The 23,486-nt window shown below is 40.9% G+C and carries 24 protein-coding genes; 22 read left to right on the top strand and 2 right to left on the bottom strand.

The window, feature by feature from the left end; translation table 11 throughout:
• The first annotated feature begins 11 nt into the window (after window positions 1-11).
• From NSQ44_RS17470 to NSQ44_RS17460, 3 genes are all read left to right on the top strand, one after another.
• On the top strand, window positions 12-2,129 hold the full coding sequence (locus tag NSQ44_RS17470) for a (Fe-S)-binding protein (RefSeq protein WP_340857831.1): 2,118 nt from the start codon (window positions 12-14) through the stop codon (window positions 2,127-2,129).
• Between the two features lie 293 nt (window positions 2,130-2,422).
• Window positions 2,423-2,977, top strand: coding sequence for a DNA-directed RNA polymerase subunit delta (rpoE, locus tag NSQ44_RS17465; RefSeq protein ID WP_340857830.1), 555 nt, complete (start codon window positions 2,423-2,425; stop codon window positions 2,975-2,977).
• Between the two features lie 203 nt (window positions 2,978-3,180).
• Window positions 3,181-4,785 carry a CTP synthase gene (locus tag NSQ44_RS17460; protein WP_340857829.1) on the top strand — a complete coding sequence of 535 codons (1,605 nt, stop codon included), beginning with the start codon at window positions 3,181-3,183 and terminating at the stop codon, window positions 4,783-4,785.
• Window positions 4,786-5,215: 430 nt separating this feature from the next.
• Here the strand turns inward: NSQ44_RS17460 and NSQ44_RS17455 are convergent, their stop codons facing one another.
• Window positions 5,216-5,734: a DUF2529 domain-containing protein gene (locus tag NSQ44_RS17455; protein WP_340857828.1), complete on the bottom strand. Its 519-nt coding sequence runs from the start codon at window positions 5,732-5,734 to the stop codon at window positions 5,216-5,218.
• Between the two features lie 178 nt (window positions 5,735-5,912).
• On the opposite strand from NSQ44_RS17455, the gene NSQ44_RS17450 reads away from it, so the two are divergent.
• The 9 genes from NSQ44_RS17450 to NSQ44_RS17410 all read left to right on the top strand — a co-directional run bounded on the left by NSQ44_RS17450 (window position 5,913) and on the right by NSQ44_RS17410 (window position 13,778).
• Window positions 5,913-6,284 carry a response regulator gene (locus tag NSQ44_RS17450; RefSeq protein ID WP_094244722.1) on the top strand — a complete coding sequence of 124 codons (372 nt, stop codon included), beginning with the start codon at window positions 5,913-5,915 and terminating at the stop codon, window positions 6,282-6,284.
• Window positions 6,285-6,461: 177 nt separating this feature from the next.
• Window positions 6,462-7,322, top strand: coding sequence for a class II fructose-bisphosphate aldolase (locus NSQ44_RS17445; protein WP_063389040.1), 861 nt, complete (start codon window positions 6,462-6,464; stop codon window positions 7,320-7,322).
• A gap of 114 nt (window positions 7,323-7,436) precedes the next feature.
• Window positions 7,437-8,078 (top strand): fructose-6-phosphate aldolase, encoded by a 642-nt coding sequence (fsa, locus tag NSQ44_RS17440; protein ID WP_066251329.1) that lies wholly within the window; start codon window positions 7,437-7,439, stop codon window positions 8,076-8,078.
• 285 nt (window positions 8,079-8,363) lie between these two features.
• The gene (locus tag NSQ44_RS17435; protein WP_340857824.1) at window positions 8,364-9,653 is read left to right on the top strand and encodes a UDP-N-acetylglucosamine 1-carboxyvinyltransferase; all 1,290 of its coding nucleotides are present in this window, start codon (window positions 8,364-8,366) and stop codon (window positions 9,651-9,653) included.
• 48 nt (window positions 9,654-9,701) lie between these two features.
• On the top strand, window positions 9,702-10,667 hold the full coding sequence (gene glpX, locus NSQ44_RS17430) for a class II fructose-bisphosphatase (RefSeq protein WP_063389037.1): 966 nt from the start codon (window positions 9,702-9,704) through the stop codon (window positions 10,665-10,667).
• A gap of 271 nt (window positions 10,668-10,938) precedes the next feature.
• Window positions 10,939-12,216 carry a transcription termination factor Rho gene (gene rho, locus NSQ44_RS17425; RefSeq protein ID WP_063389036.1) on the top strand — a complete coding sequence of 426 codons (1,278 nt, stop codon included), beginning with the start codon at window positions 10,939-10,941 and terminating at the stop codon, window positions 12,214-12,216.
• A 137-nt stretch (window positions 12,217-12,353) separates the two neighbouring features.
• Window positions 12,354-12,554, top strand: a complete 201-nt coding sequence (rpmE, locus tag NSQ44_RS17420) for a 50S ribosomal protein L31 (RefSeq protein ID WP_063389035.1) — start codon at window positions 12,354-12,356, stop codon at window positions 12,552-12,554.
• An 85-nt stretch (window positions 12,555-12,639) separates the two neighbouring features.
• The gene (locus tag NSQ44_RS17415) at window positions 12,640-13,212 is read left to right on the top strand and encodes a thymidine kinase (RefSeq protein ID WP_063389034.1); all 573 of its coding nucleotides are present in this window, start codon (window positions 12,640-12,642) and stop codon (window positions 13,210-13,212) included.
• Between the two features lie 134 nt (window positions 13,213-13,346).
• Entirely contained in the window at window positions 13,347-13,778 is a 432-nt protein-coding gene (locus NSQ44_RS17410) for a hypothetical protein (protein ID WP_066251326.1), read from the top strand.
• A gap of 88 nt (window positions 13,779-13,866) precedes the next feature.
• On the opposite strand, the gene NSQ44_RS17405 is transcribed toward NSQ44_RS17410, so the two are convergent.
• Window positions 13,867-14,376, bottom strand: a complete 510-nt coding sequence (locus tag NSQ44_RS17405; RefSeq protein ID WP_340857823.1) for a MerR family transcriptional regulator — start codon at window positions 14,374-14,376, stop codon at window positions 13,867-13,869.
• Window positions 14,377-14,938: 562 nt separating this feature from the next.
• Between NSQ44_RS17405 and prfA the strand changes: the two genes are divergently transcribed.
• The 10 genes from prfA (at window position 14,939) to NSQ44_RS17355 (ending at window position 23,154) form a co-directional block, all read left to right on the top strand.
• Complete coding sequence (prfA, locus tag NSQ44_RS17400) at window positions 14,939-16,009, top strand: peptide chain release factor 1 (RefSeq protein ID WP_063389031.1); 1,071 nt, start codon at window positions 14,939-14,941, stop codon at window positions 16,007-16,009.
• Between the two features lie 3 nt (window positions 16,010-16,012).
• A complete protein-coding gene (gene prmC / locus NSQ44_RS17395) occupies window positions 16,013-16,873 on the top strand; it encodes a peptide chain release factor N(5)-glutamine methyltransferase (protein WP_340857822.1) in 861 nt (286 codons plus the stop codon).
• A gap of 114 nt (window positions 16,874-16,987) precedes the next feature.
• Entirely contained in the window at window positions 16,988-17,632 is a 645-nt protein-coding gene (gene spoIIR, locus NSQ44_RS17390; RefSeq protein WP_063389029.1) for a stage II sporulation protein R, read from the top strand.
• A gap of 64 nt (window positions 17,633-17,696) precedes the next feature.
• Window positions 17,697-18,128, top strand: coding sequence for a GNAT family N-acetyltransferase (locus tag NSQ44_RS17385; protein ID WP_063389028.1), 432 nt, complete (start codon window positions 17,697-17,699; stop codon window positions 18,126-18,128).
• 174 nt (window positions 18,129-18,302) lie between these two features.
• The gene (locus NSQ44_RS17380; RefSeq protein ID WP_340857820.1) at window positions 18,303-19,346 is read left to right on the top strand and encodes an L-threonylcarbamoyladenylate synthase; all 1,044 of its coding nucleotides are present in this window, start codon (window positions 18,303-18,305) and stop codon (window positions 19,344-19,346) included.
• A gap of 262 nt (window positions 19,347-19,608) precedes the next feature.
• A complete protein-coding gene (locus tag NSQ44_RS17375) occupies window positions 19,609-20,154 on the top strand; it encodes a manganese efflux pump MntP (RefSeq protein ID WP_340857816.1) in 546 nt (181 codons plus the stop codon).
• Window positions 20,155-20,365: 211 nt separating this feature from the next.
• Window positions 20,366-20,818: a low molecular weight protein arginine phosphatase gene (locus NSQ44_RS17370; protein WP_327863442.1), complete on the top strand. Its 453-nt coding sequence runs from the start codon at window positions 20,366-20,368 to the stop codon at window positions 20,816-20,818.
• 16 nt (window positions 20,819-20,834) lie between these two features.
• On the top strand, window positions 20,835-22,130 hold the full coding sequence (locus NSQ44_RS17365) for a methyl-accepting chemotaxis protein (RefSeq protein ID WP_117016858.1): 1,296 nt from the start codon (window positions 20,835-20,837) through the stop codon (window positions 22,128-22,130).
• A gap of 16 nt (window positions 22,131-22,146) precedes the next feature.
• Entirely contained in the window at window positions 22,147-22,593 is a 447-nt protein-coding gene (gene rpiB / locus NSQ44_RS17360; protein ID WP_063389024.1) for a ribose 5-phosphate isomerase B, read from the top strand.
• A 12-nt stretch (window positions 22,594-22,605) separates the two neighbouring features.
• Complete coding sequence (locus tag NSQ44_RS17355) at window positions 22,606-23,154, top strand: TIGR01440 family protein (RefSeq protein WP_063389023.1); 549 nt, start codon at window positions 22,606-22,608, stop codon at window positions 23,152-23,154.
• Window positions 23,155-23,486: the final 332 nt, after the last annotated feature.

Raw genomic sequence — 23,486 nt, 5'->3', positions numbered from 1 at the left:
GGGGGAGAATAATGAATACACTATTATGGATTAATTTTTTTGCGTTTTTGCTTGTAACCGTTTACGCGGTGTATTTGTTTATTTATTTAATTCAAACTAGAATTGCTTATATCAAACTTGGAAAAAAAGAAGAATTTGACGGGAAGGTAAAAGAACGTTTCGAACGGATTTGGGTCAATGTGTTCGGACAGAAAAAACTATTAAAAGACAAGAAAATGGGCTGGGTTCATGTTATTTTTTTCTACGGCTTTATTCTTGTCCAATTCGGTGCGATTGATTTCATTTTAAAAGGTCTGATTCCGGGGAGCCATTTGCCTTTCGGACCGTTGTACCCGATTTTCACCTTTTTCCAAGAAATTGTTACCCTCCTTATTTTAGTAGCGGTAGTTGCTGCTTTTTACCGGCGATACATTGAAAAGCTTGTCCGTTTAAAACGAGGGTTTAAATCCGGACTTGTCCTTATTTTTATCAGCGGATTAATGCTGTCTGTACTGCTTGGAAACGGTATGTACATGATTTGGAGAGGATATGAACGAAGCTTTAGTGAACCTGTTGCCTCATCGGCTGCTTTCCTGCTGGGCTTTGTCGGTGAAACAGGCGCCGCTGTTATTTTTTACGTTTTTTGGTGGGTGCACCTGCTCATTTTGCTCACATTTTTAGTGTATGTCCCTCAGTCTAAACATGCCCATTTAATTGCAGGACCTGCCAATGTTTTTTTAAGTCGTTTGTCAAATCCAGGGAAGTTGGAGAAAATTGATTTTGAAGACGAAACTCAAACATCATATGGAGTCGGAAAAATTGAAGATTTCCGGCAAACGCAGCTTCTCGATTTGTACGCCTGTGTTGAATGCGGACGGTGTACAAATATGTGTCCGGCGACTGGTACTGGAAAAATGCTTTCGCCGATGGATTTAATCATAAAGCTTCGGGATCATTTAACAAATAAAGGGGCTGCCATCACTTCCAAGTCCCCTTGGGTGCCTGCCTTTGCATTTCAAAATACGATGGGAAATCAGCTAGCTCTTCAGTCGATGCAAAAGGGAACAGGTGAAGCGGCGGCGGCTCTTGACTACAATCCAAGCCTCATCGGGGAGGTCATTTCAGAGGAAGAAATATGGGCATGTACGACGTGCCGGAATTGTGAAGACCAATGTCCAGTAATGAACGAACATGTCGATAAAATCATTGACCTGCGCCGCTACCTTGTATTAACAGAAGGAAAAATGAATCCGGATGCGCAGCGGGCGATGCAAAACATTGAGCGGCAAGGAAATCCGTGGGGCCTAAACCGCAAAGATAAGGAAAATTGGCGCAAATCACAAGAAGATGTCTATGTGCCAACGGTGAAGGAATTGAAAAAGCAAGGCGAGGAGTTTGAATATTTATTCTGGGTCGGTTCCATGGGATCATTTGATAACCGCAGCCAAAAAATCGCTTTATCGTTTGCTAAACTTTTGAACGAAGCAGGTGTGAAATTTGCTATATTAGGAAATAAAGAGAAAAATTCAGGTGACACACCGAGGCGACTCGGCAATGAGTTTTTATTTCAAGAGCTTGCTGCAAGCAACATAGCCGAATTTGAAAAATATAATGTGAAGAAAATTGTTACAATCGACCCGCATGCTTACAACATATTTAAAAATGAATATCCGGATTTCGGTTTTGAAGCCGAAGTGTACCATCATACAGAACTTTTAGCAAAACTGTTGAAAGAAAAGAAGCTCGTTCCGAAATATGAAGTGAATGAAACGATTACTTTCCACGATTCTTGTTACCTTGGAAGATACAACGAAATTTATGATCCGCCCCGTGAAATTTTGGCATCCATTCCAGGTGTAAAAGTTGTTGAAATGGAACGGAATCGGGAAACGGGCATGTGCTGTGGAGCCGGCGGCGGTCTTATGTGGATGGAGGAAGACACGGGAGTGCGCATCAATGTTGCGCGCACCGAACAAGCATTAGCTGTCAATCCAAGCGTGATCAGCTCCGGATGTCCATATTGTCTAACAATGCTGACAGATGGAACGAAAGCAAAAGAGGTTGGAAATAAAGTGAAAACGTACGATGTAGCGGAGCTGCTGGGAAAAGCTGTTTTTGGCGAATCGAAGGAGCAAGAGCTCATTTCATAAAGATATGATTAGATAGAAAGCAATTTTAAAAGGCGCCTTTAAGGGCGCCTTAAGATTTTAAAAAACAGAAAGATAGACAATGGAATTTGACGAAAAAATTTAAAATCAAGACACAATACGGTAGCATAAAGTTGTAAAATTTGTTTATAATGAATGGTATGCAAACGTATCATATGGTACATCACTGAAAGGGCGGCATTTCATCATTCGGAATTATATCATGCTTTATTCTATTTTCGTTGCCCTTTCATTTCATAAAGATAGATGAAAGACGAGAAAGGGAGTGCCTGACCTTGAGCTTAACGCAATACTCGCAGGAGCAGCTGAAAGAAATGTCGATGGTGGATATCGCTTACCTTATTCTTTCCGAAAAAAGGCAAGCTATACCGTTTGAAGAATTAATGAAAGAAGTTAGCAGTTTATTAGGGCTTTCGGAGGAAGAAGCGACCGAACGCATTGCACAGTTTTATACGGATTTAAATATAGATGGAAAATTTATTTGTATTGGGGAAAATAGCTGGGGCATTAAGAGCTGGTATCCGCTCGATCAAATTGAAGAAGAAACCCAGCCGACGGTTAAAACGAAGAAGAAAAAAGCGAAGATTGCATACGATGAAGAAGATCTTGACGATTATGAAGACTTGGTTGAAGACGATCTTGACTATGACGATCTTGACGATTATGTGGATGAAGAAGAGCTTGATCTTGACGAAGAAGACGATGATTTTGAGGACGAAGAAGATGATGAAAGCTTTGATGATGAACTAATTGACGATGATTACGATGTAGAAGATGACGAGTTGGATGCTGATCTCGATCTCGATGAGGAAGAATTGGACGAACAATAATGTCCTAAATTTAAGGGTTGACTTTCATAGTTTTCCTCGCTAATATTTTAATTGGGCTTTAAAAGTACGGAAAACAAATTACAATATGAAAGCTCCCTTTCCGAAAAGGAAGGGAGCTTTCATATTTTTTTGTTGATGCCTTCTGACGATTTATTTTGTGCAAATTAACAAAAGGATAGATTGCAACTGGAGGGAATTTTTGCATGACCAAGTATATTTTTGTAACCGGTGGCGTTGTTTCATCTTTAGGGAAAGGAATTACTGCCGCATCTCTTGGCAGACTTCTAAAAAACCGCGGGTTGAATGTGACGATTCAAAAATTCGATCCATATATCAATGTTGATCCGGGAACAATGAGTCCGTATCAGCACGGCGAAGTGTTCGTGACGGATGACGGCGCTGAAACTGACCTCGATTTAGGCCATTACGAGCGCTTTATTGATATTAATTTAAATAAGTACAGCAATGTCACAACAGGAAAAATTTATTCGGCCGTCATTAAAAAAGAACGGAGAGGCGATTATTTAGGCGGAACCGTTCAAGTCATCCCCCATATTACGAATGAAATTAAAGACCGCGTTTTTCGCGCTGGCAGAGAAACAAATGCTGATGTCGTTATTACCGAAATCGGAGGTACCGTCGGAGATATTGAATCATTGCCGTTTTTGGAAGCCATCCGCCAAATGAAAAATGAAGCAGGCCGCAAAAACGTCATGTACATTCATTGTACTCTTGTGCCATATATTAAAGCAGCAGGAGAAATGAAAACAAAGCCGACACAGCATAGTGTGAAAGAATTGCGCTCATTGGGAATACAGCCAAATGTGATTGTAGTGCGCACAGAAATGCCGATTTCCCAAGAGATGAAAGATAAAATTGCTTTGTTCTGCGACATTGAACCGAAAGCTGTCATTGAATGCCGTGATGCCGATATTCTTTACAGCGTCCCTTTAGCATTGCAAGAACAAAACCTTGATCAAATTGTTTGCGATTATTTGGATCTTCAATGCGGACAAGCTGATATGACGGAATGGATCGAGCTTGTCAATAAAGTCCGCAATTTATCAAAAACAGTCAAAATCGCCTTAGTCGGCAAATATGTCGAGCTTCAGGACGCCTATATTTCCGTTGTGGAAGCTTTGAAGCATGCCGGATATTATTATGATGCCGATGTGGAAATTGATTGGATCAATGCGGAGCATGTTACGAAAGAGAATGTAGCAGACTTGCTTCAGGGAGCTGAAGGTATATTAGTTCCTGGCGGATTTGGAGACAGGGGAGTGGAAGGGAAAATAATCGCGACTCAATACGCCCGCGAACAAAAAATTCCTTTCCTTGGCATCTGTCTTGGCATGCAGGTAGCTTCGATCGAGTTTGCCCGCAACGTTCTAGGATTAAAAGGTGCGAATTCATCTGAAATTGATCCAAACACTCCATATCCGATTATTGACTTGCTTCCGGAGCAAAAAGAAGTAGAGGATTTAGGAGGAACGCTCCGTCTTGGTTTATATCCTTGCAAATTGAAAGAAGGAACAAAGGCTTATGAAGCCTACGACGATGAAGTAATTTATGAACGTCATCGCCATCGGTACGAATTTAACAATGAGTTCCGTCAGCAAATGGAAGAGGCCGGATTTGTATTCTCCGGAACAAGTCCAGATGGACGGTTAGTAGAAATCATTGAGTTACAAGACCACCCTTGGTTTGTTGCGTCCCAATTCCATCCGGAGTTTACATCACGGCCAACTAGACCGCAGCCCCTTTTCCGGGAGTTCATTCACGCTTCTCTAAACAAGAAAAATCAATAAGAAATGAAAGAAAAGGTTGTCTGAACGATTGGTTAGACAGCCTTTTTTTGCTCGTAATACAAATTTTTTTATTACGACAAATCTTTCACTGATTTCCGAAAGCAGCGGCTTTGTTTTTCATTTTGAAGAAAGAATCGGCCGGGAAATCGACACTGTTCTAAATTTAAAAACCATCCCTATAAACGGCGTCGCTTTTTTTCATAAAATTTTATTAGAGTATCGCAAAAATGACTAATACGCGATTTTTCATAAAAACGCATTGTAAATCATGAAACAGGTCATCAGCTTCTCTGCTCTACAAAGTGTATTGATAAAGGTCTAAAGTCTGTATAAGAGAGGACTAAATTTGAAATCAATGGGTTTCTATGCTGATTCATATAAAAAGAAATTGGCGATTTGCCAATTTCTTCGCATTTCTTGTATGTAAAATTTATTCTTCATGTTCCTCCAATATTTCTTTCACAGTCAAAAATAAGCAGTAGTAAACATATAATGAAGTCATGAGCACAGGGAAGCCGATTCGTTCATTATGTTCAGTGGGAATAATGGGTTTTGTTAATTTGGAATCTACATGTATATCGACAAATTGCTGTAAGCTTTTTTCGCCGTTAACAGCTGCGGAAACCCCAACGGTTGGAATCCCTTTTTCGGCCAATTGCTGCGCAGTATCAATCGCATCAAGATCAGTCGAAAACGGGGTGAAAAGGAGAACGCGGTCTGCTGCGGTTACGTTATCCACATCAGGCAAAGGCTTGCATGCCGGAAAGGATTCTCCTTTTTCAACTTGGGCATAAATTCCTTCAAGAGTTCCCCATCCTTTTACATAAATGGCGCCTTCTCCGATTGCAGCTTGAGCCAGTAGACGTGCGGCATCTTCTATTTGGCTGTTTTCTTTCTCTTGAATTCTTTGGAAAAACCCTGTTAATTGTGTCGTAAAAATTTTTAACATTTAATCATCAGCCACCTTTATACAAAGTTCTCTGCTTATATAATAAGAAAAAGCGGCGAAGAATCAAAATATGAATAATTTGTGAACCTGTTGGCAGGAAATTGTAATTTAATCGAGAATACATAACTAAATAAAATTTTAAAAAGTATTGCATTTGTTTAAGTTAAGAGGTGTAAAAATGGATGGAAAAATTTTAATTGTCGACGATCAATACGGAATTCGGATTTTGCTGAATGAAGTGTTCAATAAAGAGGGTTATCAAACTTTTCAAGCTGCTAACGGTTTTCAGGCATTAGAAATAGCCGAAAACCATTCCCCTGATCTCGTTTTATTAGACATGAAAATTCCTGGGATGGACGGGATTGAAATTTTAAAAACGCTAAAAAAGGTTAACCCTGATATACGAGTCATTATCATGACCGCGTATGGAGAATTGGATATGATTCAGGAAGCGAAAGATTTAGGGGCATTAACACACTTCGCCAAGCCGTTTGACATTGACGAGCTGCGGGATACAGTGAGAAAATATTTGCCTTCCCGAGCGAAATAAAGTGTATAATCCATGAATTTATCGGAATAAAGTTGCCGAAATCCTCATAAGTTGGTATTCTATTTAGTAAGAAAAGATGATTGGCATCATACATACATTTTTCTTGCTCAGGTCATGCTAGGTTTGAGCTTTTCGCTAATCGCAACATAGGCTACTTAATTTAAGGAGGATTTTTCGATGCCCTTAGTTTCAATGACTGAAATGTTAAATCGTGCAAAAGAAAACGGCTATGCTGTAGGACAGTTTAATTTAAACAATCTCGAGTTCACACAAGCGATTCTGCAAGCAGCAGAAGAAGAAAAATCACCGGTTATTTTAGGCGTTTCAGAAGGCGCTGGTCGCTATATGGGCGGTTTTAAAACGGTTGTGAACATGGTAAAAGGTTTGATGGAAGATTATAAAATTACCGTTCCAGTTGCCATCCATTTAGATCACGGCTCAAGCTTTGAATCATGTGCAAAAGCTATTCATGCCGGCTTTACTTCTGTTATGATCGATGCCTCTCATCATCCTTTTGAAGAGAATGTCGCTTTAACTTCCAAAGTAGTGGAGCTTGCTCATCTACATGGTGTTTCTGTTGAAGCGGAATTAGGTGTTGTCGGCGGACAGGAAGATGACGTAGTAGGAGAAGGAATTATTTACGCTGATCCAAATGAATGTGAAGAGCTTGTAAAACGGACAGGTATTGATTGCCTAGCTCCTGCATTGGGATCTGTTCACGGTCCGTATAAAGGAGAGCCGAACCTAGGCTTTAAAGAAATGGAGGAAATCAGCAACCGGACTGGCGTTCCATTAGTACTGCACGGGGGAACAGGAATTCCGACAAAGGATATTCAAAGAGCAATTTCTTTAGGAACTGCGAAAATTAACGTTAATACAGAAAACCAAATAGCATCTGCTAAACGCGTACGCGAAGTTTTGGCAGAAAATCCGGATATGTATGATCCGCGCAAATATTTAGGTCCTGCCCGGGAAGCCATTAAAGAAACAGTTAAAGGCAAAATGCGCGAATTCGGTTCATCCGGAAAAGCAGAATAAATAGATAAGGTTTCATATTTCTTTATGCAATTAACGGCCGCCTTTCTTTTATGAAGTATGGCGGTTTCGTTTCTTGTTTTTAAAGAAAGCGATCACATAAGGGAGGTACCAGGCATGTTATTTTTTATTGATACAGCAAATATCGAAGAAATTAAGGAAGCTCAATCACTAGGCGTTTTGTCAGGAGTAACAACTAACCCTAGCTTGGTTGCAAAAGAAAAAGGCGTAACGTTTGAAGAAAGATTGAAAGAAATTACATCCATTGTTTCCGGATCTGTCAGCGCGGAAGTCATCTCAACTAAAGCGGAAGAAATGATTAAGGAAGGTCAAGAATTAGCTAAAATTGCACCAAATATTACGATAAAAGTTCCTATGACCCCTGATGGTCTAAAAGCGGTCAAAAAATTCTCGGAATTAGGAATTCATACAAACGTGACGCTTATTTTTAACGCCAATCAAGCGCTACTAGCTGCAAGAGCAGGTGCTACATATGTTTCTCCTTTTTTAGGTCGGTTAGATGACATCGGTCATAATGGATTGAATCTCATTTCAGAAATCTCCCAAATATTTGATATTCATGGCATTGATACGAAAATTATTGCTGCTTCCATCCGTCATCCGCAGCATGTAACTGAGGCAGCATTGCGCGGAGCTCATATTGCCACGATTCCTTATAAAGTGTTGATGCAGCTGTTCAAACATCCGCTGACTGATCAAGGTATTGAGAAATTTTTAGCAGACTGGAACAATCGATAAATGATAAAACGGGGGATTTCCCCCGTTTGAAAAATCTTTTGCCGCAGAATCCGGTCTTTTGACTTGCTGTAACGCCTGAAGGAGTAGAATCTGCTCGTTTTTCTGGTGAACGTTTTGTCATGCCCTATCTATTTGTGTACAATAAAATTGCCCCCTTTTCGTATGTATTTTTCAACAAATGGTAATCAATGTGTAAAGAGGGCTTTTCATCATGACAGTTTGTTAAAGAAAATCTGGATCCCGTTTTCTTTAGCAAACTGTTAGGTCACAAGAAGGGAGACTGCTATGGAAAAGTTAAAAGTTGCAGGCGGGCAGAAGTTGAAAGGTACGGTGAAGGTAAGCGGTGCCAAAAATAGCGCAGTAGCATTGATTCCAGCAACAATTTTAGCAAGCTCATCCGTTACGATTGAAGGGCTTCCAGATATATCTGATGTACATATTTTGGGCGATTTATTGGAGGAAATAGGGGGCAAAGTTTCGTTTCATCAAAACGATATTACAGTCGATCCGACAAGCATGCTTTCAATGCCGCTTCCAAACGGAAAAGTGAAAAAGCTGAGAGCCTCTTATTATTTAATGGGAGCGATGCTTGGCCGGTTTAAAAAAGCGGTGATCGGGCTTCCCGGCGGCTGTCATTTAGGTCCGAGACCAATCGACCAGCACATAAAAGGGTTTGAAGCTTTAGGTGCTTCTGTAACAAATGAGCATGGTGCCATTTATTTGCGTGCGGATGAGCTTAGAGGAGCTCGGATTTTTCTTGATGTTGTAAGCGTGGGTGCCACCATAAACATCATGCTTGCAGCGGTCTTGGCAAAAGGGCGGACAATTATTGAAAATGCTGCAAAAGAACCCGAAATTATTGATGTTGCAACTTTATTATCCAGCATGGGGGCAAAAATAAAAGGGGCCGGAACGGACGTCATCCGGATCGATGGGGTTGAAAAGCTGCATGGCTGCCGCCATTCGATTATTCCGGATCGAATTGAAGCAGGAACGTATATGATTATCGGTGCCGGCATTGCAGAAGAGCTCATCGTTGACAATGTCATACCTCTTCATCTCGAATCCCTTATTGCGAAGCTTCGGGAAATGGGGGTCCATGTAGAAACGAGCGATGATCAAGTTTATATCGCCCGTCGAAATAAAGAATTAAAGCCTGTCGATATAAAAACTCTCGTGTACCCGGGATTTCCAACCGATTTGCAGCAGCCTATGACAACGCTTTTGACACAGGCGAACGGAACAAGCATGGTGACAGATACCATTTACTCTTCAAGATTCAAGCATATTGATGAATTAAGAAGGATGGGTGCTCAAATCAAAGTGGAGGGTCGGTCTGCGATCATAACAGGTCCGTCAACTCTTCAAGGTGCAAAAGTAAAAGCGAGCGATCTTCGGGCAGGGGCATCGCTTGTAGCAGCGGGTTTAATGGCCGATGGAATAACAGAGGTAACCGGCATCGACCATATTCATCGCGGATACAGCCATTTAGAAGAAAAACTTGCCGGGATTGGCGCCAAAATATGGAGGGAGAAATTAACTGACCAAGAAATTCAGCAATTGCAAAATTCATAAAAATCACCAATTTTGCATGAAATGACATCAAAGGGGGAGGAACACAAAATGGAAAGAAGTTTATCAATGGAACTTGTACGTGTGACAGAAGCAGCTGCCCTTGCGTCTGCACGTTGGATGGGCCGCGGCAAAAAAGATGAGGCGGATGATGCCGCGACCTCAGCAATGCGAACCGTTCTAGATACGATCCCGATGAAAGGAACAGTCGTGATTGGAGAAGGAGAAATGGACGAGGCTCCGATGCTGTATATTGGGGAGAAGCTTGGCAACGGCTACGGCCCGCGTGTCGATGTCGCCGTAGATCCATTGGAAGGAACCAATATTGTGGCGTCAGGCGGCTGGAATGCACTTGCAGTTATAGCGGTAGCCGACCATGGGAACATGCTCCATGCGCCAGATATGTATATGGACAAAATTGCAGTAGGGCCTGAAGCTGTCGGGTGCATAGATATTGATGCTCCGATTATCGACAATTTAAAAGCTGTTGCAAAGGCGAAAAATAAAGATATCGAAGATGTTGTAGCAACTGTTTTAAATCGAAAAAGACATGAGCATATTATTCAAACCCTTCGAGAAGCGGGTGTTCGCATTAAACTGATCAATGACGGCGATGTCGCTGCGGCAATTAATACCGCCTTTGACCATACGGGCGTTGATATTTTGTTCGGATCTGGAGGGGCTCCTGAAGGAGTGTTGGCAGCAGTTGCTTTAAAATGTTTAGGAGGAGAAATACAAGGAAAGCTGCTGCCGCAAAATGACCAGGAGCTGGAACGATGTAAAAAAATGGGGATTGATGTCAACAAAACTCTTCGAATGGAAGACTTAGTAAAAGGCGATGATGCGATTTTTGCTGCAACAGGTGTAACGGATGGCGAGCTGTTAAAAGGTGTGCAATTCAAAAGCTCTATTGCAACGACTCATTCTGTTGTGATGCGTGCGAAATCCGGAACAGTTCGCTTTATCGATGGCCGCCATTCTTTGAATAAAAAACCGAATTTAGTTATTCGATCTTAGTGAGAGGAGACGAATAGATCTCCTCTGCTTTTTAAAAATATACCCTTCAAAATACTTTCCGCTGTTTTTTAGCTTGAAATGTATTGCGAAAAGTAAAAAAATAAGGTAAAAATAAAGAGGTTGTTATAAAAAGATTTCTGCTTTTAAGCTTCCTACCTTCCTGCCTCCTTCTCAATCCATTTGCCCTTACGTTTTCAAACAACAAATTTTAATGGATGGAAGAACGAAACGTGAAACATTTTGAATATGGTAAGAAAAGCGTGGTGTAAGTATGAGCGAGATTTCCATTTCAACTCTTGAAAATATGAAATTAAAAGAGTTGTATGAACTAGCACGGCAATTTAAAATTTCATATTACAGCAAATTAACAAAAAAGGAATTAATTTTTGCAATATTAAAAGCAAATGCGGAGAAAGAAGATTTGCTATTTATGGAAGGCGTCTTAGAAATCATTCCTTCTGAAGGATTTGGTTTTCTGCGTCCAATTAACTATTCTCCCAGCGCAGAGGATATTTATATTTCAGCCTCGCAAATCCGCCGTTTTGATTTAAGAAACGGCGATAAAGTATCTGGAAAAGTCCGCCCGCCAAAAGAAAATGAACGATATTACGGATTGCTGCACGTTGAAGCGGTAAATGGCGACGACCCCGAATCTGCGAAAGAACGCGTCCATTTCCCGGGCCTTACTCCTCTTTATCCAAATAGACAAATGAAATTGGAAACCGAACCTAAAAATTTATCAACAAGAATTATGGATTTAATTACACCAGTCGGCTTTGGACAGCGCGGTTTAATTGTGGCACCCCCTAAGGCAGGAAAAACAATGCTTTTAAAAGAAATTGCCAATGCCATTACGACGAACCATCCTGAGGCTGAACTGATTGTGTTGCTTATTGATGAACGTCCTGAAGAGGTAACCGATATTGAACGTTCTGTAAAAGGGGATGTCGTAAGCTCAACTTTCGATGAGGTGCCGGAGAATCATATTAAAGTCGCTGAACTCGTTCTTGAACGAGCGATGCGTCTTGTGGAGCATAAACGGGATGTCATTATTTTAATGGACAGCATAACCCGGCTGGCCCGCGCGTATAACTTAGTAATTCCGCCGAGCGGCCGGACGCTGTCAGGAGGGATTGACCCTGCCGCATTTCATCGTCCGAAGCGGTTTTTTGGGGCGGCGCGGAACATTGAGGAAGGCGGCAGCTTGACGATATTGGCAACTGCGCTTGTAGATACGGGATCGCGAATGGATGATGTCATTTACGAAGAATTTAAAGGAACGGGAAATATGGAGCTTCATCTTGATCGTTCATTAGCGGAAAGGAGAATATTCCCTGCCATCGATATTCGCCGTTCCGGTACACGAAAAGAAGAATTGTTAATTCCAAAAGAGCATTTAGAAATGTTATGGGCGATTCGAAAATCTATGTCGGATCAGATGGATTTTGCTGAACGCTTCTTAAAGAAAATGCGCCAAACGAAATCAAATGAGGAATTTTTTGAAATGCTAAAAGAAGAATGGAAAACAACTGGCATAAAAAGTTTCTAACTATGTTGCATTTCTTGTAAACCCTTGTTATAATTTTTTCATGTGTGTTTAAGAATGTTGAAACGTGAAATAATTGCACGTTTCCGAATAGATAAACTCTGTTTCGAATGATTCAGGGCGTAAAGGAGTTGAAAACTATGAAACCGGGAATTCATCCAAATTATAAAAGAGTACTCGTAAAATGTGCTTGCGGAAACGAATTTGAAAGCGGTTCTGTTAAAGACGAGGTGCGCGTTGAAATTTGTTCTGAATGCCATCCGTTCTATACAGGCCGTCAAAAATTTGCAACTGCAGCCGGACGTGTAGACAAATTTAACAAAAAATACGGTCTTAAATAATTTTGCAAAACAGGCAGTCTTTTCATTCTGCCTGTTTTTTTCACTTATTTTGCATGTTTTATAAAACAGGGAGAGATTTTTAAATATGGCGCAATTGTTTTTTAAATATGGGGCAATGAACAGCGGCAAATCCATCGAAATTTTAAAGGTTGCTCATAACTATGAAGAACAAAACAAATCGGTGCTGATTTTCACATCTGCTATTGATACTCGTGATGAAGTTGGATATGTATCAAGCAGAATTGGCTTCAGACGAAAAGCGATACCGATCTACGATGATACGAATATTTTTCAAATTGTGAAGGAGTATCAGCCTAAGCCGTACTGTGTGCTAGTGGATGAGGCGCAATTTTTAAAGAAAAAGCATGTACTTGAACTTGCAGACATTGTTGATAAATTGAATATTCCCGCAATGGCGTTTGGATTGAAAAACGATTTTCAAAACGAACTTTTCGAAGGAAGCAAATATTTGTTGCTTTTTGCGGATAAAATTGAAGAAATGAAAACGATTTGCTGGTTCTGCGAAAGGAAAGCAACAATGAATTTACGGATTGACGACAACGGCAAACCAGTATATTCGGGTGAGCAAATCCAAATCGGAGGAAATGACAAGTACTATCCTGTCTGCCGAAAGTGCCACGCGAATCCGCCGTTATGAATCATTGCTTATTTGCATTAGATGGGAAGAAACGTTGTCGGCAAGGTGTGATGAAGAGAATCTTACGATAAGGAAATATTTTCATTTAAAAGAGCTGATCCTTTTGGGCACCTTAAGAACAGGAGGTGCTTTTTATGCGAATATTGATACCATTCATTTTGGCGGCAATATATTTACTGTCAGGGTGTGGAACGGCGGATAAAATATCAGATAATCGCTCATTAAATCTCGATCATAATGGATCCAACCTGATGACGAGGGACGTTAAGCCTGAAAATACAGGAGATGTGGTCGACCAGCAAACACAAAATCCAAACATAAATATTGCGAACAGCCCCTTGACGATCAGGGAGGCAAAAGAACAAATCGTCCGTACACTGGAAACTGAAAAAGGTTTAGAGCTCGATTCTTTTTGGACAAATGGGGACGATGCTTGGGCGGTTATTTATACATCACAAAAATTGACGGAACAACAACGCGAAAACCGGCAAAAGGAGCTGTATGACAAGTTGCAGCGCGCACTGCCCCGATACAACTTGCATGTTCAGTTAATCAATAAAAAATAAAACTCGTTCACCGATTGAGCGAGTTTTATAAAGAACTTATAAATCGAAAATTGATTTCGTGTATCGAGTGTGTGTCATGAAGACGGGCTTATAAACCGAAAATGGAGCTAAGCAGCGTTTTATATACTGCCTTCTTTTTTCGGGGTTTATCAATCGAAGACGTTTGAAGTGAAGACATTTGAAGTTCAGGCATATTTTTTTTGCTTTCAAGCTCTTTTATTTTTCTTTCGAGCGTCTCGATCCTTCCTGTCAGCTCTTCAATTTCCTTTCTTTGCACTAAAAGCTGATATGACACGACATCGTCAGCTTTTGAATAGATCATTTGCTCCAGATCCGCTATTTTTTTCAACAATTCGTTCGAAACCGTTCCACCAGCATTTTTAGCCGATTCTTTTCTTTTCGCTTTTACTATTACTTGTTGCATTGGAACTCCTTGTTTTATTTGATTGTGAACTTCTTTGAGCAAGGCGATATCCTCGTCAGAAAACATATAATGTCCAAGTTCGTTCCGTTCCATTGGAAGATTAAGCTGTTTGATCCAGCGCTGAACTGTTTTCGGAGAAACACCGATTTTTTTGGCAGCATCAGCTGTATTCATCGAACCTCCCCTTTCAAACGATCATAATATACATATTCAGCTTTTTATAGGAGAACCCTTCCTGTTTGACAAAACAAGCGGTCATCCGGCAAAAGTTCTAGAATATCGACAGAGGAGCCGGCAATTATCCGAACGTTTGAAACTGCGAGAGCTTCAAAAAATATATTCTGTTCCATTCGGCCGCTGATTCTATTTCATGGCAGAATCATTCGTCCGCATACATCTGGTTTTGTCTGTCAGCCGACTTGATTTTGTCTTGCACTCTAGATCAAAAACGAAAATTTTTAAAAGGTTGCTAGTTTGGTACAAATGATGGCAGCATATTGGCTTGATTCATCGCTTTTTAACAAAACCTTGATGTGATTATAAAAGCCGTCCGAACCTGTAAAATCGACTTTGCAGCATCGCATATCGAAAAAAGCTTTTTTGCTTCCCAATTGTTAAAAACGGTTGTTTTTGACTGGTACAGTTTCCTATACTATAATTTAGAAAGTTACAAACGGTGCACCACATAGGAGTTTCCCTATGAGTGGGCTATGATTAAAAATAGAGGTGAAATTCCGTGTTAGAACGTTTGCAAGCGGTTGAAGACCGATATGAAAAATTGAATGAGCTTTTAATGGATCCGGAGGTTGTCAACGATCCGAAAAAGCTGCGCGAATATTCGAAAGAACAATCTGATCTTCAAGAAACGGTTGAAGTTTACCGTGAATATAAAAAGGTAAGAGAGCAGCTAGAAGATGCAAAAAGCATGCTTGAAGAAAAGCTTGATCCAGAAATGCGGGCAATGGTAAAAGAGGAACTGGCAGAGCTTGAAGCGCGGGAAAGCGAGCTGATTGAGCAATTAAAAATTTTATTGCTTCCAAAAGATCCAAACGATGAAAAGAACGTTATCATGGAGATCCGCGGTGCAGCAGGCGGAGAGGAAGCAGCGCTTTTTGCTGCAGACCTTTATCGCATGTATACTAGGTATGCGGAAGATAAAGGCTGGAAAATAGAAGTGATGGAAGCAAACACGACCGGGACTGGCGGCTATAAAGAGATCATTTTTATGATTACAGGAAAAGGAGCCTATTCCAAATTAAAATTTGAAAACGGTGCCCATCGCGTGCAACGGGTACCGGAGACGGAATCTGGAGGCAGAATTCATACGTCAACTGCAACAGTCGCCTGTTTGCCGGAAGCGGAAGAGGTAGAAGTAGAAATTAACGAGAAAGATATCCGTGTTGATACATTCGCATCAAGCGGTCCTGGAGGACAAAGCGTTAACACTACGATGTCAGCTGTACGTTTAACACACATTCCAACCGGAATTGTCGTATCCTGCCAGGATGAAAAATCGCAAATAAAAAATAAAGAGAAAGCCATGAAGGTTTTGCGTGCCCGCATTTTAGATAAATACCGCCAAGAAGCGCAAGCGGAATACGATCAAAACCGAAAGCTTGCTGTTGGAACCGGTGATCGATCGGAACGCATTCGTACGTACAACTTCCCGCAAAACAGAGTTACAGACCATCGCATCGGTCTCACATTACAAAAGCTTGATCTCATCCTAGAAGGAAAATTGGATGAAATTATCGATGCCCTCATTTTAGAAGATCAAGCGAAAAAACTGCAATCCCAAGGGGAGTAAACCATGCCGAAAGTTTTCGAAGCCCTCAAATGGGCTTCTTCTTTTTTAAAACAAGCGGGAAGAGATGAGAATGCGGGAGAATTGCTGCTTTTGCATCATATGAAGAAAAGTCGGGCGAGCTTGCTTGCCGATTTAAGAATGGATATTGACAAACAAGTATGGGAAATCTTTCAGCAGGACGTGCAAAAACATGCTCAAGGGATGCCTGTGCAATATATGATCGGCTGCGAACAATTTTACGGCCGCCCTTTTAAGGTGAACGAGCATGTATTGATTCCGAGACCGGAAACGGAAGAGCTAGTTCAAGGCGTGCTGCTCCGCTCTGAACGTTTATTTTCTGAAAGGGAGCAAATCGATGTTGTAGATATTGGCACGGGGAGCGGTGCTATTGCCGTCACATTGGCTCTTGAAAATAAAAAAATGCGCGTGTCTGCCACCGATATTTCCGAAAAAGCGCTTGCAGTGGCAAAAGAAAATAACGAAAAGCTTTGTGCTAATGTGCATTTTTATCAAGGCGATTTGCTGAACCCTATTATAAATGCAAAGCAAAAAGCGGATGTTGTTGTGTCCAATCCGCCGTATATTCCGGATGAAGAAATCATGGAGCTGTCAACGGTTGTAAAGGACTGGGAGCCGACATTAGCGCTTTCAGGAGGAGCGGACGGCCTTTTGTATTATCGAAAAATTGTGGAGCAGCTTCCAGATGTGATCCGCTACCCTGGATTAATCGCATTTGAAATCGGGCACGGGCAAGGAAAAGATGTGAAAAGCATGCTAGAGAATAGGTTTCCAAAAGCAGAGGTACAAATTGAATACGATATGAATGGAAAAGAACGGAAAGTATTTGCTGTCCTTTCGTTATAATAAGCTTTTCGAGCCATTCCCTCCTTTTCTAGCAAACTTCAAATCTGAACCAATTTTATGTTTAAGATCTCTCTCTTCTGTCGATAATGACGTACTGAAGGGAGAGGAAAAACGATGAAAAAGAAATTATCTGTTATATATATTTTTTTAATGCTGTTTGGCAGCCTATTAACAGCTTATGAAATGCCGACAGACGCAAAACAAAATGAGACGGTGATCATTCCTGACGAAGCCATTCGTCTGCGAATTTTAGCAAATAGCGATTCTCCGGAAGATCAAGCTTTAAAACGGAATGTTCGGAATGCGGTCAATGAAGCAATTAATCAATGGGTTCAGGATCTAACTTCGATTGAAGAGGCGCGTAAAATCATTCGAGCAAAAATACCAGAAATTAAGGATATCGTCCAAAGCGTTTTAAAACAGGAAAACAGCAGCCAATCCTTTACAGTGGAGTTTAAAAAAATTCAATTTCCGACAAAGCTTTATGGAAATTTCCTTTATCCGGCTGGAAACTATGAAGCCATATTGATCACTCTTGGAGAAGGAAAAGGAGCCAACTGGTGGTGCGTGTTGTTTCCGCCGCTTTGCTTTGTCGACTTTTCAAGCGGTGAAGCTATTCAACAGGATGAAGAAAAGGATAAAGTAAAAGAAGAAAAGAAATTAGAGAAAACAAAAAACTTATTCGCTCCTGAAGAACATGACGAAGAAGTAGAAGTGAAATTTTTCTTAGTAGAATGGTTTACAAATCTGTTTTCATAGGTCTAATTCAGCTTTTGCCTCATACATTGATTACTAGATTTGTCCGAATAAAAGGGGTGAAAGCGTGTATTATTCATTGCGGTTTGCGGAAAGGGAAGACTTAAAAACCATTCAACAATTTGCAGATCAAGCGGGCGTTTCCACGGAAGGCTTCGACAACAGCCATTTTATTATTATGGAGACTGATCATGGTGAAATAGCAGGATGCCTCGGAATGGAAGTCATCAATCAAGATGGCCTCCTCCGCTCTTGCGTTGTGTCCAGCAATTTGAATCAAGGACATATCATCTCCCTATTAAAATCGGCAGACTTATTAATGGAACAGTTTCGTTTGAAAAATATTTATTTTGCAGTCAACAAAAATTCTGTAGCAGAGTTATTAGAAATATTGGGATTCAAGAGGATTCAAGCGGATGAATTGCCTTCCCACATGCTTGCGTCAAATCTGATGAATCAGTTGGTATCCGTTCCAAATGTAGAGTTTATGGTAAAATAACGCTAAGGATACGTATAAATTATACACAATATCCACAATATTTATCCACTGCAATCAACAGCTTTATCCACAATTTGTGGATAAAGCTTGTTCTTGAAAAATAATGGAACAGTTTCACTATTGCTTAGAAAGATTCATAACACTCGTTCATGTATTAGCAAAGGAGTAAATGAAATGAAAACGAAGCATTGGATTGTGGATAATTTAGAGCATGTTACAAAAAATTCTCCACAAATTGTTCAGGCAGCCGAACTATTGAAAAAAAATGAATTGGTTGCCTTTCCAACAGAAACAGTCTATGGACTAGGAGCAAACGCGAAAAGCGATGAAGCAGTAGCAAAAATTTATAGCGCGAAAGGAAGACCGAGCGATAATCCGTTAATTATCCACATTGCTAAAAAAGAACAGTTAACAGAGATTGTGGATAGCTATCCCGATTGGATTGATCCATTAATTGACCGTTTTTGGCCAGGCCCGCTTACCCTTGTTTTGCCAAAAAAAGAAGGTCTGTCGAATCTTGCCACAGCAGGATTATCAACAGTAGCAGTGCGCATGCCGGATCACCCTGCAGCATTAGCATTAATCGAAGCAGCAAATCTGCCGATTGCAGCTCCGAGCGCCAATCTTTCCGGAAAGCCAAGTCCAACTTCTGCTAAACATGTCATGGATGATCTCGAAGGGCGAATCCCGGGAATTGTCGATGCAGGCCCTACTGGACTTGGCGTAGAATCAACAGTACTTGACTGCACCGAGGATATTCCAGTGATCCTGCGTCCAGGTAGTGTTACAAAGCAGCAATTAGAAGAAGTCATCGGTTCGGTGCGCATAGATGCTGCTGTGCTGAATCAGGAGGAATTGCCGAAAGCGCCGGGCATGAAATATACACATTATGCACCTGATGCTCCTTTAACGATTGTCGATGGAAGCAAAGAATTTATTGAACAATTAATACAAAAAGAGAAAGAAAAAGAAAAAAAAGTCGGGGTGTTGACAACAGAAGAAAATAGTCGTTTTTACAGCGCGGATAAAATTGTTGTCTGCGGAAAAAGAAGCGATTTGCGAACAGTTGCCAGCACACTGTATGATTCGCTCAGAAAATTTAATGAAGACCAGCTGGATGTATTATTCAGCGAAGCGTTTCCTGCGGAAGGCGTTGGACAAGCTATTATGAATCGCTTGTTAAAAGCTGCATCCCACCGGATCATAAAAGAACGGTAAACTTTTAATGCCTTGAACAAAAATCGGCGCTCAGGCCGGTTTTTTTTTAGTCCAGACTTTCTGATCTTTTGTCTAAAAGGCGGAATTGACAGATCAAAAGCAAATATAAAAATGGTAAAGGCCATCTGCCAGCGCACGCATAGGCAGAAACAGATCGCGCAGTTAAATAAACAGAAATCAATGAACCGGGCGCCATTCTTTGTCATAATGTCCCTCTGACGTGCATATCGTTCAATATGCGTGTCCGGGGGAGGTGATCTATATGGCTGCAGAAATAGTAACTTTATTTTTAATGGCATTTGCATTAGGGATGGATGCCTTTTCAGTGAGCCTTGGGATGGGCTTAGCTCGTTTGCGATGGAAGCAAATTTTTGACATCGGTATATACATTGGGATTTTTCATATGATCATGCCGCTTATCGGAATTGTCTTGGGGAAAGTACTATCGGAAAAGTTTGGTTTAGTTGCCATGTATATTGGAGGATGTCTGCTCACTCTTTTAGGAATTCAAATGATTTATTCGTCTTTTAAACGCGATGAATCGCCTTTCATTGCACCGGTCGGCATCGGCCTGTTCCTTTTTGCGCTGAGCGTCAGTTTAGACAGTTTTTCGGTAGGATTAAGTCTAGGTATCTACGGAGCGGAGGTTTTGTTAACCGTCGTAATGTTTGGTTTTATGAGCATGGTGCTCACTTGGAGCGGGTTATTGATCGGCAAACGGGTTCAAGATTGGTTCGGTACATATAGTGAAGCTTTTGGCGGCAGCATTTTGCTTGTATTTGGCTTGAAATTATTATTTTCAATGTAGAAAGCTGTATTGTCTAAACCAATCATTTGAGCACAGTCATTGGACGTGCTTTTTTGTTAATTTTTTGGTTAAATATGCCTATTATGCAAAAAAATTGTGACTTTTTGTCGATAATAAAAATAAAAAAATTCCTCATGGTTTCCATTCTTTCGAACTTTTTGATTATAATGAAGGTAACATCAAAAGGGAGATATAGAAGGGAGAAAACCTTGTGACAAACATTTTATTCGTTTGCACCGGAAATACATGTCGAAGCCCGATGGCGGAGGCTATTTTTAAGCATTTGCAAAAAAACGGCGGATTTAACGTTCGTTCAGCAGGCGTGTTTGCATTGGATGGGCAGAAAATTTCAGAAAATGCAAAAAAAGTGCTGGAGGAAAAGGGAATACATGTTGAGCACAGTGCTTCAAAACTTACGGAAGAACATATCGATTGGGCAACATATGTATTTACGATGACTAAAGATCATAAAAACATATTATGCCAATTTTTTCCTAAAGCAGCCGAAAAAACATTTACGGTAAGCGAGTTCGTTGTTGGAAAAGATGAGGAGGTACGTGATATTACCGACCCATTTGGCAGTTCCGTGGAAACGTACAGGAAAACAAGGGATGAGCTGGAGCAATTGCTGCAAAAGCTTATTTCAAAATTAGAAACAAATTAGCAGGCAGGTGGACTCTGTGAAAAACAAGAATCGATACAAATTCAGCATCCGTTTAAAAATCGTCATTTTTATTACGATTGTTGCTCTTATTACATATTCAACAAGCGGATTTTTCATTTATGTTGTATACGAGTATGTGAAACAATATATTGACCGAACATCTTTTACCATTTTGACGCTGACTCTTGGAATCATATGGTCAGGGGTTTTAACAGCTATTGCAGCTGGATTTCTTATTTCTCCGCTCAAGCGGCTTGAAAAAGCTGCTCTTATAGCGGCCGATGGCGATATTTCCGTAAATGTTCCTGACATCAAATCAGATGATGAAATTCGGTCTTTAAGCAGAGCCTTTAATGAAATGCTTTCCAATTTAAGACATATGGTGAAAAACATTGAAATAAATTTTGAGCAAACAAATGAGCAGGTGAAACAAATACATGCTGCAACAGAACAGGCAACAAGACAAGCTGAAAGCATTTCATATACGATTAAGGAAATTTCAACAGGAGCTGACCAATCGGCGGCTGCTATTCAGGAAACAGCAGAAGCGGTGGAAGATACGGTAGAGCTTGCTAGTCAGGTAAAAGAAAAAGCAAAAGTATCCGAAAAAATGGCGAATGAAATGGTTCAATCACTTGACCAAAGCAAAAAGATATTTCAATCTTTAATTAAAGGGATTCAATCGTTGGCCGAAAAAAACGAGCAATCTATTTTGGCGGTACAGCGTCTTGAAGAAAATGCCAAAAAGGTGGAGACTATTGTATCCCTTGTCGGCGATATTGCCGATCAAACAAACCTGCTGGCGCTGAACGCGTCAATTGAAGCGGCAAGAGCAGGTGAACACGGCAGAGGGTTTGCCGTCGTTGCGGAAGAAGTTCGAAAGCTTGCTGACCAAAGCGCCAAAGCTGTTCAAGGAATTTCCGAGCTGATCTCTAACATTCAAAAGGAAGTAAGCAATGTTGTTGAACAGATTGGAGATCAAGTGAAAACAGCTCGACAAGAAGCGCAAAGAGGGAAAGAAACAGAGAAAATTCTTGTGGAGATGTCGAAATCGATTTTGCATGTTGCCGAAGCGGTTAAGGTGATCAGCGAGCTGATGGACGAACAGCAAAAAAGCATTCAACAAACAGGAGCGCAATCTGAAGAAGTGGCAGCGATTGCCGAAGAGACATCTGCTGGTGCACAGGAAGTGGCCTCATCTGTACAAGAACAAGCTGATAATATTTCTAACATTAATCAATTAACGAGAGAGCTTGAAGCAAGCGCTCAGCAGCTAAAGAAAGTAATCGATCGATTTACTTATGAAAAATAAAAAGGAGGAGCAGCTAGTGAAAGTTATAATTGCCTCAGATCACGGAGGGGTCAACATACGTGAAGAAATCAAAAAATTGCTTGACGAGATGAATATCGAATACGAAGATATCGGCTGCGATTGTGGGACATCAGTTGATTATCCTGATTACGCATTGCCGGCAGCTGAACGAGTCGCGAAAGGCGAATTTGACCGCGGTATTTTAATTTGCGGAACAGGGATCGGAATGTCAATAGCGGCCAATAAAGTAAAGGGTATTCGCTGCGCCCTTGTACATGATGTGTTTAGCGCAAAAGCAACCCGGGAGCATAACGACAGCAACATGCTTGCAATGGGTGAACGTGTCATCGGGCCGGGACTTGCCCGCGAAATTGTGAAAACGTGGCTGACAACTGAATATGTGGGAGGCAGGCATGCGAATAGAATAGAAAAAATTTCAAAATATGAAGAAACCCATTTATAAGGTGATGATCGAATGCCGGAATTGCAAGAATACCGGGAACAGCTTTTAACAGTGTTGGCCGATTTTAAAGAAAAAGCACCAATTCAAAAAGGGCAGCTGATTGTCATAGGGTGCTCAACGAGCGAAGTAATCGGAGAAAAAATCGGCACTGCCGGAAATACGGATGTTGCCGAAATGATATTTTCTGCATTATCGGAATTTCAAAAAGAAACAGGTGTAGAGCTCGCTTTTCAATGCTGCGAGCATTTGAATCGCGCTCTTGTCGTTGAACGGGAAACAGCAGAAAAGCGCAATTACGAAATCGTTTCTGTCATCCCAATCCCGAAAGCAGGCGGTTCCATGGCAGCGTTTGCTTATGAGCATATGAGGGATCCGGTTGTTGTTGAATTTATTAAGGCAGATGCAGGCATTGACATCGGAGATACACTTATTGGCATGCATTTAAAGCATGTTGCTGTCCCTGTTAGAAGTTCGGTCAAACAAGTCGGACAAGCCCATGTAAACTTAGCTTTTAGCCGACCGAAGCTTATCGGCGGTGCGCGGGCAGTTTATACAAAATAAACATTCGAATATGAGCAGTGCGAACTTACGTCATGGTTTGTGCTGCTATTTTTTATAAAAGAAGTGGAGCGGAACGAAAAAAAACATGCACATCATTTCTTTGAAGTATATCGGGGCCCCTCCATCTTTAGAAATTGTAAGCAAAAGTCGTATCAAACTTTGATGCGATTTTGTTAGTGAAAATACAGGTTGCCGATCATTTCCTGCTTGACGACTCTGTGCATTGAGCTAGGTATAGAAGCTCCGTTGGTCGAGTTGTACAAGACATGATTCATTTTACAAACTGATAGTTTAAGAATACAGGCAGAATCGAGGTTTTAAGAAATTCCGAA

The sequence above is a fragment of the Aeribacillus sp. FSL M8-0254 genome (assembly GCF_038008845.1).
GTDB lineage: Bacteria > Bacillota > Bacilli > Bacillales > Aeribacillaceae > Aeribacillus > Aeribacillus composti.
Note: the sequence above shows the minus strand (reverse complement) of the source record. Positions and strands in the feature narration are given on the sequence as shown.